The 14918-nt window shown below is 47.6% G+C and carries 10 protein-coding genes, 3 tRNA genes and 1 rRNA gene; 9 read left to right on the forward strand and 5 right to left on the reverse strand.

What is annotated here, in order from left to right:
- Nucleotides 1-18 precede the first annotated feature (18 nt).
- The 4 genes from ACBP55_RS08505 to ACBP55_RS08520 all read left to right on the forward strand — a co-directional run bounded on the left by ACBP55_RS08505 (nucleotide 19) and on the right by ACBP55_RS08520 (nucleotide 3368).
- Nucleotides 19-2934 (forward strand): 23S ribosomal RNA (locus ACBP55_RS08505).
- Between the two features lie 175 nt (nucleotides 2935-3109).
- Nucleotides 3110-3182 (forward strand) — tRNA-His (locus ACBP55_RS08510).
- Nucleotides 3183-3198: 16 nt separating this feature from the next.
- A tRNA-Gln gene (locus ACBP55_RS08515) sits at nucleotides 3199-3270 on the forward strand.
- A 16-nt stretch (nucleotides 3271-3286) separates the two neighbouring features.
- Nucleotides 3287-3368: transfer RNA gene (locus tag ACBP55_RS08520), tRNA-Leu, on the forward strand.
- A 224-nt stretch (nucleotides 3369-3592) separates the two neighbouring features.
- On the opposite strand, the gene speD is transcribed toward ACBP55_RS08520, so the two are convergent.
- The 3 genes from speD to ACBP55_RS08535 all read right to left on the reverse strand — a co-directional run bounded on the left by speD (nucleotide 3593) and on the right by ACBP55_RS08535 (nucleotide 6263).
- Nucleotides 3593-3964, reverse strand: a complete 372-nt coding sequence (gene speD, locus ACBP55_RS08525; RefSeq protein ID WP_464650884.1) for an adenosylmethionine decarboxylase — start codon at nucleotides 3962-3964, stop codon at nucleotides 3593-3595.
- A gap of 284 nt (nucleotides 3965-4248) precedes the next feature.
- Nucleotides 4249-5559, reverse strand: a complete 1311-nt coding sequence (locus tag ACBP55_RS08530; protein ID WP_464650885.1) for an aminotransferase class I/II-fold pyridoxal phosphate-dependent enzyme — start codon at nucleotides 5557-5559, stop codon at nucleotides 4249-4251.
- A gap of 113 nt (nucleotides 5560-5672) precedes the next feature.
- Nucleotides 5673-6263 carry a GNAT family N-acetyltransferase gene (locus ACBP55_RS08535; protein ID WP_464650886.1) on the reverse strand — a complete coding sequence of 197 codons (591 nt, stop codon included), beginning with the start codon at nucleotides 6261-6263 and terminating at the stop codon, nucleotides 5673-5675.
- Between the two features lie 200 nt (nucleotides 6264-6463).
- Here ACBP55_RS08535 and ACBP55_RS08540 point away from each other — a divergent pair, with 200 nt between their 5' ends.
- The 3 genes from ACBP55_RS08540 to ACBP55_RS08550 all read left to right on the forward strand — a co-directional run bounded on the left by ACBP55_RS08540 (nucleotide 6464) and on the right by ACBP55_RS08550 (nucleotide 9581).
- Nucleotides 6464-7036, forward strand: coding sequence for a GntR family transcriptional regulator (locus ACBP55_RS08540; RefSeq protein WP_464650887.1), 573 nt, complete (start codon nucleotides 6464-6466; stop codon nucleotides 7034-7036).
- Between the two features lie 13 nt (nucleotides 7037-7049).
- A complete protein-coding gene (locus ACBP55_RS08545; RefSeq protein ID WP_464650888.1) occupies nucleotides 7050-8051 on the forward strand; it encodes an aminotransferase-like domain-containing protein in 1002 nt (333 codons plus the stop codon).
- A gap of 87 nt (nucleotides 8052-8138) precedes the next feature.
- Nucleotides 8139-9581 (forward strand): NAD-dependent malic enzyme, encoded by a 1443-nt coding sequence (locus ACBP55_RS08550; RefSeq protein ID WP_268616098.1) that lies wholly within the window; start codon nucleotides 8139-8141, stop codon nucleotides 9579-9581.
- 773 nt (nucleotides 9582-10354) lie between these two features.
- Here the strand turns inward: ACBP55_RS08550 and ACBP55_RS08555 are convergent.
- Nucleotides 10355-11614 (reverse strand): MFS transporter, encoded by a 1260-nt coding sequence (locus ACBP55_RS08555; protein WP_464650889.1) that lies wholly within the window; start codon nucleotides 11612-11614, stop codon nucleotides 10355-10357.
- Between the two features lie 31 nt (nucleotides 11615-11645).
- Entirely contained in the window at nucleotides 11646-12434 is a 789-nt protein-coding gene (gene asd, locus ACBP55_RS08560; protein ID WP_464650890.1) for an archaetidylserine decarboxylase, read from the reverse strand.
- Between the two features lie 589 nt (nucleotides 12435-13023).
- Here asd and ACBP55_RS08565 point away from each other — a divergent pair.
- Entirely contained in the window at nucleotides 13024-13320 is a 297-nt protein-coding gene (locus tag ACBP55_RS08565; RefSeq protein ID WP_464650891.1) for a transposase, read from the forward strand.
- Between the two features lie 68 nt (nucleotides 13321-13388).
- Nucleotides 13389-14645, forward strand: a complete 1257-nt coding sequence (gene nagZ / locus ACBP55_RS08570) for a beta-N-acetylhexosaminidase (RefSeq protein WP_464650892.1) — start codon at nucleotides 13389-13391, stop codon at nucleotides 14643-14645.
- The last annotated feature ends 273 nt before the right edge of the window (nucleotides 14646-14918 follow it).

Here is a 14918-nt window from a genome sequence, read left to right on the forward strand (position 1 = left end):
TCTTTAAATGTTTTTCTAGGTTAAGCTAGAAAGAGCACACGGAGGATGCCTAGGCACTAGGAGCCGAAGAAGGACGTGGCGAACGACGAAATGCCTCGGGGAGCCGTAAGCAGGCTTTGATCCGGGGATGTCCGAATGGGGGAACCCAGCTGTGGTAATGCGCAGTTATCTCTACCTGAATACATAGGGTAGTTGAAGGCATACCCAGGGAACTGAAACATCTAAGTACCTGGAGGAAAAGAAAACAAAAGTGATTCCGTCAGTAGCGGCGAGCGAAAGCGGAATAGCCCAAACCAAGGAGCTTGCTCCTTGGGGTTGTAGGACCTCGTTGTGGGGTTAGTTCGGTAGGCGAAGCGATCTGGAAAGGTTCGGCATAGAAGGTAAAAGCCCTGTAGCCAAAATCGAACAAAACCCCTAGAGGTATCCTGAGTACGGCGGGTCACGTGAAACCCCGTCGGAATCCGGCAGGACCATCTGCCAAGGCTAAATACTCCCTAGTGACCGATAGTGAAGCAGTACCGTGAGGGAAAGGTGAAAAGCACCGCGGAAGCGGAGTGAAAAAGAACCTGAAACCGTGTGCTTACAAAAAGTCAGAGCACTCTATATGTGTGATGGCGTGCCTTTTGTAGAATGAACCGGCGAGTTACGTTCCCGTGCGAGGTTAAGCTGAAAAGGCGGAGCCGCAGCGAAAGCGAGTCTGAATAGGGCGCTTTAGTACGTGGACGTAGACCCGAAACCGTGTGATCTACCCCTGTCCAGGGTGAAGGTGAGGTAACACTCACTGGAGGCCCGAACCCACGCATGTTGAAAAATGCGGGGATGAGGTGGGGGTAGCGGAGAAATTCCAATCGAACTCGGAGATAGCTGGTTCTCCCCGAAATAGCTTTAGGGCTAGCCTCGGATGTTGAGTTGTGGAGGTAAAGCACTGATTGGGTGCGGGGCCCGCCAAGGGTTACCAAGTCCAGTCAAACTCTGAATGCCACAAACTTAAATCCGGGAGTCAGACAGTGAGTGCTAAGATCCATTGTCAAAAGGGAAACAGCCCAGACCATCAGCTAAGGTCCCCAAGTGTGTGTTAAGTGGGAAAGGATGTGGAGTTGCACAGACAACCAGGATGTTGGCTTAGAAGCAGCCACCATTGAAAGAGTGCGTAATAGCTCACTGGTCGAGTGACTCTGCGCCGAAAATGTAACGGGGCTAAACACGCCACCGAAGCTATGGCTTGCACGTATGTGCATGGGTAGGGGAGCGTTGTATGTACGTTGAATTCTGACCGTAAGGACAGGTGGAGCGCATACAAGTGAGAATGCCGGTATAAGTAACGAAAAGATCAGTGAGAATCTGATCCGCCGAAAACCTAAGGGTTCCTGAGGAAGGCTCGTCCGCTCAGGGTAAGTCGGGACCTAAGGCGAGGCCGAAAGGCGTAGTCGATGGACAACAGGTGGAAATTCCTGTACCACCGTAGCCGTTATGAGCGATGGAGTGACGCAGAAGGATAGTGACGCGAGCTGATGGATGCTCGTCCAAGCAGTGAGGCTGATGTGTAGGCAAATCCGCACATCGTAAGGCTGGGCTGTGATGGGGAGGGAAACTTTAAGTACCGAAGGTCATGAGTTCACACTGCCAAGAAAAGCTTCTAGCCAGGCGAAGGTGCCCGTACCGCAAACCGACACAGGTGGGTGAGAAGAGAATTCTAAGGCGCGCGGAAGAACTCTCGTTAAGGAACTCGGCAAAATGACCCCGTAACTTCGGGAGAAGGGGTGCCTCGGTAGGGTGAATAGCCCGAGGGGGCCGCAGTGAAAAGGCCCAAGCGACTGTTTAGCAAAAACACAGGTCTGTGCGAAGCCGCAAGGCGAAGTATACGGGCTGACGCCTGCCCGGTGCTGGAAGGTTAAGAGGAGTGGTTAGGGGCAACCCGAAGCTATGAATTGAAGCCCCAGTAAACGGCGGCCGTAACTATAACGGTCCTAAGGTAGCGAAATTCCTTGTCAGGTAAATTCTGACCCGCACGAATGGCGTAACGACTTGGGCGCTGTCTCAACGAGAGATCCGGTGAAATTTTAATACCTGTGAAGATGCAGGTTACCCGCGACAAGACGGAAAGACCCCATGGAGCTTTACTGCAGCTTGATATTGGACTTTGGTACGATCTGTACAGGATAGGTGGGAGCCTTTGAAGCCTGAGCGCCAGCTTGGGTGGAGGCGCCGTTGGGATACCACCCTGATCGTATCGGAGTTCTAACCTGGTACCGTGAACCGGTATGGGGACAGTGTCAGGTGGGCAGTTTGACTGGGGCGGTCGCCTCCTAAAATGTAACGGAGGCGTTTAAAGGTTCCCTCAGAATGGTTGGAAATCATTCGCAGAGTGCAAAGGCATAAGGGAGCTTGACTGCGAGACCTACAAGTCGAGCAGGGACGAAAGTCGGACTTAGTGATCCGGTGGTACCGAATGGAAGGGCCATCGCTCAACGGATAAAAGCTACCCTGGGGATAACAGGCTTATCTCCCCCAAGAGTCCACATCGACGGGGAGGTTTGGCACCTCGATGTCGGCTCATCGCATCCTGGGGCTGAAGTAGGTCCCAAGGGTTGGGCTGTTCGCCCATTAAAGCGGTACGCGAGCTGGGTTCAGAACGTCGTGAGACAGTTCGGTCCCTATCTGTCGCGGGCGTAGGAAATTTGAGAGGAGCTGTCCTTAGTACGAGAGGACCGGGATGGACGTACCGCTGGTGTACCAGTTGTCTCGCCAGAGGCATCGCTGGGTAGCTATGTACGGAGGGGATAAGCGCTGAAAGCATCTAAGCGCGAAGCCCCCCTCAAGATGAGATTTCCCAGTATGTAAGACCCCTTGTAGACGACGAGGTTGATAGGTTCGAGGTGGAAGTGCAGCAATGCATGCAGCTGACGAATACTAATCGGTCGAGGGCTTAACCTAATATAGGGATCTTTAATCGTAGATTAAAGTCTCTCTGCTTAGGGATCTTTGACGAAAGTCAAAGTCTCTCTGATCAGCTGACTAAGCAGCTAGCACCTACGTCTAACGTAGCGATGCAAATGATTACTTTACGCAAGTTTCGTATCTAGTCTTCAGGGAATAAATCCCTACTGTGGCGATCGTGGCGAAGGGGTTAACGCACTGGTTTGTGGATCCAGCATTCGTGGGTTCAAGTCCCATCGGTCGCCCTTTTCCCTTCAATAATGGGGATTAGCCAAGCGGTAAGGCAACGGACTTTGACTCCGTCATGCCTAGGTTCAAATCCTAGATCCCCAGTTTTCTATTTTCATACGCGGTCGTGGTGGAACGGCAGACACACCATCTTGAGGGGGTGGCGCTCACAAGGCGTGAGGGTTCAAATCCCTCCGACCGCATCCCAGCTTTACAAGCATTAAGCCCTTATTTATAAGGGTTTTTTTTGTTTATAACTGTTTAAAGAAAATGCACTAGTACAGCTTCATAAATCACACTTGTTGACTATCTGTTGACGAAATATGATTCGCCAGGTTTTCTGTTCCACCAACAACCAATTGACTTTCCATATCCACATCTTTATTGGATCGGAGAGGTGTCACGATACTAATGGAGGCTTTTTATATTAATCGAAGACAGCGATTTCATCAGAACCGCGAATTAATGTTTTTGTATATATTTTCTTTGGTTTTAGTATATCCACTATATAATCGACTGCTATTTTAGGATCTACTCTCTTTCCGCAGGTGTAGCCATCGATTGCGGCAAAACCTTCCTCCGGATAGGTGTGAATGGAAAGATGACTTTCAGATAAAAGAACAAGTATTGAACAGCCACTTGGTTCGAACTTTTTATCGATTACTGACAGCACAGTAGCACTGCTTTTTTCAGCTGCATTCACCATAATTAGTCGTAAAAAATCAACATTATCCAGAAAACTGGCATCAACCCCCCAAACGTCAACTACTGTATGTCTGCCATATGTTAAGTACAGCAAATCTATCACCCCTTTGAAATTTTCATCTTCTCACCATTCTATGAATAACAAATGAACAGTGATCTAGTAGAGTGACTAATTCTAATGAATAGCTGAATGCTAATGTTGAATTAAAAGGATTCTTTTCCTATTGCAGCGGGTCATTCAGACTTCGAGACTGAAAGGATCGCAGTACGTCGCTGCCTCTATTGCTATAGAGGATGCTCCGGAATGAAAGAACGAACGAGAAGAACAAAGAAAGCACTCTCTAACTTGAAGTTAGGAAGTGCTCTTTTTTGTTCATCTTATTTGCTTGCTGAGACGGTTTCTATTTCTTTAACGCTTTGATAAATGAGGTTGAATAGCTCTTCGAGGTTGCCTTCTTCAATACAGGAGAAAGCAACGCGGAGGTCGGTAGAACCTAAGGCGATTGTTCCTACACCATGCTGATCAAGCAAGTGAACACGTAAGGCTTCGGCATCAACGGTTTTGAGCTTCAAGCACATGAAGTAACCGGAGTTGAACGGGTAATAGCCCCATGCATCATCGAACTTTCCACTGTCCAAAATGGACTTGGTGCGGTTAGCGCGGCCTTTCATGATTTCGTATTTCTCTTGTTTTTGTTGACCAAACTCAGGAGAGTTTAGCGCGTGAAGCACGAAAGTTTGAGACGGGTGAGGACCGCTGGATATGGTCGCACGGATGATCCCCATTGTTTTCTGCTCCAAGGCGCTGAGAAGTGCTTCGCTTTGGCCTGCATACGTAATGAAGCCTACACGGAAGCCCCAGACGTATTCTTCTTTGGTGGCTCCGTCGATTTTGACAGCGAGCACACGCGGGTGAATGTCAGCCAATTGACCGAACAAGGACTCGTGCAGGGACCCTTCGAAGAAAAGACCGAAGTAAGCGTCGTCCGTTAGTACGATGACGTTGATGCCTGCTTCAGCAGCATCTTTGATGGCAGCAGAAATTTCTTTCCCTTCTTCAGCGCCAGGCGTGTAGCCTGTTGGGTTGTTCGGAAAGTTCAAGACAACGATCGCTTTGCCTTTGGATTTTTGAGCAAAAAGAGCTTCACGAAGTCCAGCTGCATTAAATTTTTGCTCTTCGTTGTATAATGGGTAATTCACAATTTGGGCACCGCGGCGGATTTCGAAGGTGAGCTCGTAATTCTCCCAGTTTTTGTCCGGAATAATCACTGCGTCGCCAACATCTGCGAAAAGATCAGCAGCAATGCTTAGACCATGGGTCAAGGCATTCGTAACAATCGGATTACCGATCCGTTTATTGCCAATCTCGGGATTTTCCTCGAGCATTTTTTTGCGCCATGCTGTCCGAAGTTCAGGTTTACCCGCAGGTGGTGCGTATTCATATATATCTTTTGGTGCATAGGTGGAAAGTGTGTCTTGAATGACCTTCAGATGCATAGGTTGACCATTTTCGATAGCAATACCAATGGTAGCATTGTATTTCTTGGCTTTAGCCTTTGCTTCAGCAGATTGACTGAGAATACCTTCTTTCGGGAAGTAAATCGATCTACCTAATGCAGAAAGCATGTCATGCACGTGAGAATTTTCACGTTCCAGGGTCTCGTTTAGCTGTCGTGCCAGAGGATTCATAAGAGTGGGTCATTCCTTCCAATGAGCTATTCATTTTTTGCAGTTATTATACCACTTTAACAAGTGTACGTCACTGCGTGAAACAAATATTTTCGGATTGGTTTGGATAGGGATTACACGCTTATATTATTTAAAAAACTTTCTAATCGCTGTTTAACTTCAGGCCATTCGGTATCAAGGATGCTAAACATAACAGTATCACGTATATAACCATCGTGAAGTATGCGATGTTGACGGAGTATACCTTCTTTTTTGGCGCCTAATCGAGCAATAGCGGTTTGAGAGCGTTCGTTCCGCAGGTCCGTTTTTAGTTGAACACGGAGTAGGTTTAAGGTTTCGAAACAGTGGTTCAAAAGTAAATATTTACATTCAGTATTAACGCGCGTACGCCACACTTGGGAATTGTACCAGGTATGACCGATCTCCAGATTCCGATGTTGGGCTGAGATATCGAAGAGACGCGTGCTGCCGACGAATGTATCAGTATGCTTGTCATAGACGCTATAAGGAATGCCCAGTCCTGCTTTCTGTTCTTCTAGTGCTTGGTGAACAAAATTTTCTACATCTGCTGGACTCTGTAGCGGCGTCATATATGCCCATATGTTTGGATCGGCAGCCGCTTCTAGTAGGCCGGTTATATGGGATTTTTGCATAGGCAGCAGGGCGACACGCTCTCCTTCTAAAATAAGAGGTTGTAGATCCATTGGAATTCTCTCCTTGTCATAAAGTCATATTTGTGAGATTTTAGATAGCATAATGGAAAAGTGGAGTAATAAAAAGAACCAATTTTGATGAATTTTTGTGTATCAATGCGGAATGTCGTTAAACGGAACGTAGTAAATATTCATCGATTACTTCATTTGCAGCTTAACGAAATCTAACTATAATGATCGGAGGAGCAAGCATGGAGTTTCATATACCCTACCACTCCTATCGAACCCAATATACGAGCAAGTATGCCGCTTTGTATCATGCTCTTCATGATGAAATACTTGCAAATAGACTGAAATTGAATACGAAGCTCCCATCGAGCCGTGAACTGGCAGTTTTGTTTGGGCTGTCTCGTGGAACCGTTAATCAGGTGTACGAGATGCTAATTGCTGAAGGCTACTTGCAGGCTGATGTGGGGAGAGGGACTTTTGTTGTATATGCCGGCGGGCAGGAGAAGAAGGAGCATGTTAGCAGGAAGGAGTTTAGGCTATCGGTTTGGGGGACGAGGGTTCTTGATGGGGATTGGGTAGGGCGGGGGGAAGGACGAAGACAATGGCAGGGACGGAGACAAGGGCAAGGGCAAGGGCAAGGGCAAGGGCAAGGACAAGGACAAGGACAAGGGCAAGGACAAGGACAAGGGCAAGGACAAGGACAAGGGCAAGGACAAGGACAAGGACAGGGACAAGGACAAAGAATTTCGTTTGCGGTGGGGCGACCGCTAATGGATGAGTTTCCGCGGGGGACTGTGGAACCGCGGGATGTATGAGCAGGTGCGGCGGATGACGGAGTCGCCGCACGAGGAGGCCTACAACGCCGAGGGGCATTATGCGCTTCGCGAAGCGATCGCACAGCACCTGAGGCGGATGCGGGGAATTGATGCGCCGCCTGAGCGCATCGTAATCGTCAATGGGTCGATGCAAGCGATAGCGCTGCTGACCCAGGTGCTCGTGAATGAAGGCGATCCAGTTGTACTGGAGCGCCCGGGGTATCCAGGCACCAGCCGAGCAGTGCTGGCGGCTGGCGGAGTCCCCGTCCACGCGGCGGTGGACGGGCAAGGGTTAGTCCCGCAGCCGTGGAACGCACGGCTGCTGTTCGTGACACCCAGCCGCCAGTACCCTACGGGGGCGGTGCTGGGCTTAGATCGCCGCCAGCAGCTTCTGCGCTGGGCGGAAGAGCAGGGCGCTGTCATCGTCGAAGACGATTATGACAGCGAGTTCAGGCACCGCGGGCGGCCAATTGAGCCGCTCAAGGTGCTAGACCAAGAGGAGGGCCGAGTGGTTTACATCGGCACCTTCTCCAAAACGATGCTGCAAGAGCTGCGCATCGGATATGTCGTGCTGCCGGAGGCGCTGCAGGGCGCTTTTGTGGCCGCGAAGCGGCTTTATGAGCCACACCCTTCGGGGCTGCTCGAACAGCGCTCGCTCGCCGCTTTTATGGCGAGCGGCGGCTACGAGCGACACCTGCGCCGCATGCGGCGGGTGTACGCGAGCAAGTTCTTGCTCCTGCAAGCGCTACTGCAGGAGCAGCTCTCCACCCTCTTCGAGTGGGTGGAAAGTGATAGCGGGCTGCATCTGTTCGGCTGGTGGCGGGGCGACTTCAACAGCTATGCCTCCTATGCAGCCGCATGCCGTGAATTTGGCGTCTCGTGGAGCGACGCAGCGTTTTACGACCTCCCCCAAGAGCGAGCTGGGGCTATCTTCGGTTTTGCACATCTAACCGAGGAGGAGATTCGCAGCGGCGTTGCTCTTCTGCGACATGTTTATGAAATTGTCACAAATTGACCAATTTGATTTTTGGCAAGGTTGACATTGTATGCTATGATCTAACATGATGGTCAATTAATTATCTTCTTAGGAGTGATCCTTATTATGGCGGGGTTAAATGGTGGAGGCACAAGCGTTATTGTGCGTTTGGAAATACATAAAGAATTGGTCACTTTTGGGAAAATTGCTACAGCTATAGGTGATGCAGGCGGCGATATTGTCGCGATTGACGTAACACGAGCTAGTAAAACAACAACAACGCGCGATATTACGGTAAAAGTTAGCGACCCTGAACATACGGAATCCATAACTCAAGTGTTGAAGGATATTCCAGGCGTCCGCTTAATTAACGTTTCAGACCAAACGTTTCTCATGCATTTGGGCGGGAAGATCGAAGTGACTCCGAAAATGCCTATTAAAAATCGGGACGACCTATCCCGTGTGTATACACCGGGGGTTGCTCGAGTTTGTATGGCTATTCATGAAGACCCTGCTAAAGCACACTCATTAACAATAAAACGGAATACGGTTGCTGTTGTGTCGGATGGCACAGCGGTCCTAGGTTTAGGAAATATCGGTCCGGAAGCGGCGATGCCGGTGATGGAAGGAAAGGCCATGCTGTTCAAGCAGATGGCGGGTGTAGATGCGTTCCCGATTTGTTTGGATACGCAAGATACCGAAGAAATTATTCGTACCGTAAAAGCGATTGCACCAGCATTCGGCGGTATTAATTTAGAAGATATTTCTTCGCCTCGTTGTTTTGAAATTGAGGAAAGATTAATCAATGAACTAGATATTCCTGTGTTCCACGACGATCAACATGGAACGGCAGTAGTTATTCTTGCAGGGCTGCTCAATGCTGTTAAGCTCGTAGGCAAGAATTTGGAAGATTGTAAAGTAGTTATCACGGGCATTGGAGCTGCGGGGATTGCTTGTACGAAGATGCTGTTAGCTGCCGGTGTAACAAATGTTATCGGTGTAGATCGACAGGGCGCAATTGTACGAGGAGAGAGCTATACGAATTCGGCTTGGGAATGGTATGCAAACAATACGAATCCATTTTTACAAAAAGGACTACTGTCTGATGTTATCCCAGGCGCTGATATATTCATTGGGTTATCGGGGCCAGGTGTACTTAAGGCTGATGATGTAAAGAGAATGGGCACTGATCCGATCGTGTTCGCGATGGCAAATCCAACACCGGAAATTACTCCGGAAGAAGCTGAACCTTATGTTCGTGTCATGGCAACCGGCCGTTCGGATTATCCGAATCAAATTAATAATGTTCTTTGCTTCCCGGGGATTTTCCGCGGTGTGCTTGATTGCCGTGCTTCACGCATCACGCAAGAAATGAAGCTGGCAGCAGCCAAAGCCATTGCATCGGTAGTAAATGAAGATGAGTTGAACGAATATTACATTATTCCAAGTGTGTTCAACACGGCAGTTGTTGAGAAGGTAAGAGAAGCTGTCATGGAAGCAGCCTATGAATCTGGTGTGGCCCGTCGCCGCAACCAGCGTGAGACACATGATGCACACCACCACGAATAAGTCATAATAATTAGCAGTTCGGTAAACCTCATAGAGGTGATCCGAACTGTTTTTTCGTTTCTGCCGAGAAATGATAATTTGGGGCAAGGCAGTTAGCTAGCTGCGTGATGTTCAAGACCACACTAGATGCAGTTTGAACATCAAAATTATGAGTTAGCATCCATTTTTGGGAAATTACCTGCAAAATGTGCAGCTAATTTCTCCTCAACGGGTTCAAAAGGGCGTTTTCGGGAGAATTTGATGTAGGAAATGCAGTAATTCATGAGGAATGAGCAGCTGATTAGAAATTAGCTGCATTTTTTGCAGCAAATTTTGTTCGAACAGTTCCTTAAAGGTGTGGCGGAGCGAGGAGGAGGGTGGAGGAAGTGGGGGTAATTCATGCGAGAGGAAGTGTGTCATGTCACAATCAGAAATGGGTTAGCAGGCAGCAGGGTAAAGGGGTAGTAGCAAAGTAATGGGTTAGCAGGCAGCAGGTTTAAGTGGTTGTAGGCAAGGTAATGGGTGGTAAGGCAATGGGTTAGCAGGCAGCAGGTAAAGGGGGAGTAATAAGGTAATGGATTAGCAGGCAGCAGAGTAAAAGCAAGTTAATGGTTAGCAGACCGCAAGGTAATGTCTTAGTAGCCAGCAATGTAGTGTGTTGTAGTAGCAAAGCAGTCAGCTAGTTAATAGGTTCATAGCAGCAAGATAATGCAAGAAATCACCAGCTTGTCTATATAAGGACAAAAAAACCTTGTTTCAGCAGCCGATTCAGCGTGCCTAACAAGGTTCTTCTTTTAGTTAGTTTCTTCTGTCCATTGTCTTAATTTGCGATCCGAAGGGAGAAGGAATGTCAGGATGCCGAGGAGTGGTAGAAAGGCACACATTTCCATAACACGTGTCGTGCCTAGGGTGTCACAGAGATTTCCTAGGACGACACTTCCGATGCCCCCCATTCCAAAAGCTAAGCCTGTAATTAAGCCGGAAACGGTTCCGACTTTCCCGGGAAACAGCATTTGGGCGTACACAACGGTAACAGAAAAGCTGGATAATAGAATGACTCCGATAATCACAAGTAAGATGTAAGCCCAAGTTATGGACACATGCGGTAACAGCAAAGCAAACGGCGCTGAACCAAGCATGGAAAAGAAAATGACATTCCGCTTACCGAAGCGGTCTGCAAGCGGACCGCCAAAAAATGTTCCAACTGCACCAGCCGCTAGGAACAAGAAGATAAAGTCTTGTGCGCGGTCGATTGACATGCCGTATGTATCCTTCAAGAAAAAGGCGAAGTAGCCGCTCATTGCTGCTCCGTACCAAGAACGGACGAACACTAGAAAAATAAGCAGGCAAATCGCAAACATGACTTGCTTGCGCCGTTGTGGATTGACGGTGCGTTGTACGATTGTTTTAGCTTTAACCGGTGTGGCAATCAGCACGGATTTATACCAGCGCGCAATATATAATTGCACGGCGATAGCTACAGCTGCAACGCCTGTGAACCATATGGAACCGAATAATCCAAGTGGAATGAAAATCCATTTGGTCATCATAGGGGCCAAAGATTGACCGGCATTTCCGCCAACTTGGAAAATGGATTGAGCCAGACCTTTGCGACCTCCCGCGGCCATGTGAGAGACACGAGATCCCTCTGGGTGGAAGGCGGTTGAGCCCAGACCTACAAAGCAAACAGACAATAACACGACCCAATACGAATGTGCGAACGCGAGCAGCAGCATACCTGTAAGGGTGGATGCCATGCCAATAGGCAGCATATAGGGTGAAGGCTTGCGATCTGTGTATAAGCCGACAACCGGCTGCATAATGGAAGCCGTGAAGTTAATGGCGAATTGCACCCATCCAATCTGTGAATAGCTAAGTCCCATCTCGCTTTTTAGTATGGGAAAGATAGCAGGAATGACAGATTGAATCGAATCGTTGAGTAAATGGACAAGACCAATTGCGAATAAAATGCGATATACGGTAGGTTTAACGTCTCCGGTACCATGTAAGCTCTTGGAGCTTTGATCGGGAGATGATGCTGTAATGGATGCCATGTTTCTCTCCTCTCCAGTCAGCAGATTCCTTTTATTTTTCTAGGAAACGGCCGAGGTCTTCTCCCATTTTAACTTTAGAACCAAACTGCAGATCCGGTCGAGGCTCAAACATATCATCTTCAAAAAGGAGAACGACGGTTGAACCAAACTCGAAGTAGGCTAGTTCTTGACCTCGCTCAAGGTTTTTGGGAAGAGGCTTCACATATTGAATAGAACTTACATTAAGTGCCCCGACCTTGACCACAGCAACTTCACCGGCATTATGCTGGATAAAGGTTATTAACCGTTCGTTACGACTTAGTACTCTCTTCATATGACGAAGGCCAAACTCATTCACAGGATATACTTTTCCTAGCACATGCTCGCTCTCAAGCACATCACCTGAAATCGGCGAATGAATCCGGTGGTAGTCTGTAGGGCTGAGGTACAGAACAAAATAAAAGCCATTTTTATAGTTGACCGTACGAGGGGAACGATTCAGCAGCTCTTCGATGGTGTAGTCTTGACCTTTGACATTCACAATCAAGCCTTCTTTAATGTCGCCGATACCTGTAATCATGGCATCAACAGGACTTACAACACGAGACAAGTCTTCGTGAATAGGGCGTAACCCTGGCTTTAATCTGCGTGTGAAGAAATCATTCAAAGATTTATAATCCTGTAACTGCTTCTCAGCATCTTCAATGCGTATTCCGTAGGTTTGGGCAAAGCGGGGAATGAAGATCCGGCTTGCTTTGGATCTGGCAAAAGCACCTGTCACTTGGGACACCCATTTGCGTGAAGACAGCTCCGTAAGCAATCGAAAAAATGGTTTAGACATAGATTAAAAAACTCCTGTTCATTCGTGTGTTTAGGAGAGACTTTGATCAAGATCAAAGATCCCTTCATGCAGAGAGACTTTGATCAAGATCAAAGATCCCTATATTAGGCTCTTCGCTAATCTTGCCACAGAAAGGTAAAAGAATCAATTGTCGAATAAGGAAGGAATGCAAGGCAAGTGCAAGAAAAAAACAGCCTAATGGCTGTTTGAGGTGGAATATGCTAGCTTTGCTTATAATCCCCACAGGTATAGCACGTAGCGAGGTTAACGGAGATGGGAACAGAGGAGCCGGCGAACTTGATACATTGAACAGGGGTTCGAGACGAATGATCAGAAATACTCGTACAGGACTTGCAGCTTGCGATTAGCTCAAAGGAAGCATCTAAGGGCAGCGAATACTGTAAGACGATATTCTTCTTCATTAATAGACCTCTTTTCCTTGTGATGGATGCGAGCCGGATCCTAGCAGGAGAAGCCTTTATGTAAACGCTTTACTTTCAATGTCTATCATATCACAAAATGGATCAAGTTGCCTTTGGTATTTCCCGAAAGGAAAACGTCAATGCTGTTGATGAGGTGAAAGAACGTCATGACTTTAATAATCGTGGTACTTAGTATTCTGGTTCCGATCAGTATGCTAGTAAGTGCTTGGCTGTTCACATTCTGCCGAACGATTTATCATGTGTTAGCAGTAGGGTGTGCTTATGTGTTCGGTATCATCAGCGTGCTCGCCATTTATGAGATTTTAAGAGATGAGACGGTATTTATGACGAATATTCATGGCATTTTTCAAAATGGGCTATTCCTGTTAAGCGGAGGTTACTTGGGGTGTTATGGGATCTACACGTTACTGAGATGGACGCTGAAGGAGCTTAGAAGTGAGTAATCAGTCTTGCAACAATTTTAGGTAGAAGCTCGTTAAGAAGATTAGGTCCAAAAGGAAGGTAGATGAAGATGAAACGAGATATACCTTTGTTGATCAGGAGCGCTGTGTTCGCAGCTGCATGTTCACTGCTCTTAACGGGCTGTTCGTCGTCTCAACCGGGAGTCAGTCCATCTTCCTCAGCACCCGCCGCGACACCGCCGAGCGTTCCAACACCAACTTCAACATCAGTCGCAACAAGCGGTGTTGCGGCGATGACGCTGGAAGAAAAGTTAGGACAAATGATTATAGCGGGAATCGATGAGTACAGTATGAATGCACATGCACGCGAACTGATTGAAACTTATCATGTTGGCGGGATTATATTATACAAGCCAAATGTGAAAAATACGACTCAGCTGGTAGATCTAGTTAATGAATTGAAACACACGAATGCCGTGAATAAGCTTCCGCTTTGGCTGGGTGTAGATGAAGAAGGCGGCAGGGTGACCCGGTTACCGGATGAGATTATAAAAACACCGACCAGCAAGGACATCGGTAAAACGGGTCGTCCTGTACTGGCATATAATATCGGTCAACTTCTAGGGAAAGAACTAAATGCCTATGGCTTAAATATGGATTTCGCACCTGATCTGGATGTCAATAGCAACCCCAATAATCCGGTCATTGGTGACCGTTCATTCGGATCTAACGCTTCTATTGTGAGCAGCTTTGGTGTTCAAATGATGAATGGACTACAGAATCAGCAGGTTGTCCCTGTTGTGAAGCATTTCCCTGGGCATGGTGATACTTCGATAGATTCGCATGTGGGACTGCCGATCGTTCAAAATGATCTCGCCCGTTTGCGCAAGATTGAGTTGGTTCCATTCGCAGAAGCTTTCAAGCATCAGGCTGATGCGGTCATGGTCGCTCATATTCTGCTGCCAAAAGTGGATGCTCAGAATCCCGCTTCAATGTCGAAAAAGATTATGACAGATCTTTTGCGTAAGGAAATGGGGTTTGAGGGACTCATCATGACAGATGATATGACGATGGGAGCCATTATCACAAACTATGATCTGGGTGAGGCTGCGGTGAAGTCTGTTCTTGCGGGGGCAAATATCGTCATGGTCGGACATGATTATGAGAAGGTCGTCACGGTCATAGACGCACTGCGAAAAGCCGTTCAATCCGGGCGAATACCGATGGAAACAATCAACCAAAGTGTTCGTCAAGTCATGAAGGTGAAACAGAAATACCAACTTACGGATCGTCCGATCAAAGTTCCTGATACGAAGAAGCTGAACGCTGAGGTGCAAAGCGTACTAGGGACAAAAGCAAACAAATAACACCGTTCCTGCGGATTCATTCGCAGCACGGTGTTTTTTTTGCGTGATTTAAGTGGGGGGGATGCCGCCATCTAGCTAGAATTTTGCATATCCGTCAATGGAAAGAACCAGCTCCTGACATTGCGATCCATTTTCATCATCGATGCTAGAATTGGTTGGTTTAAATATGAGAGAATCGTAGGCTTGTTTGTACGGATGCGGATACTTCCATGTACCAATGGAACAAATGCCCAAGCTTTCTTTTATTATCCGCATATGTATAGAGAGTAGTTG

The organism is Paenibacillus sp. WG02, from assembly GCF_055396115.1.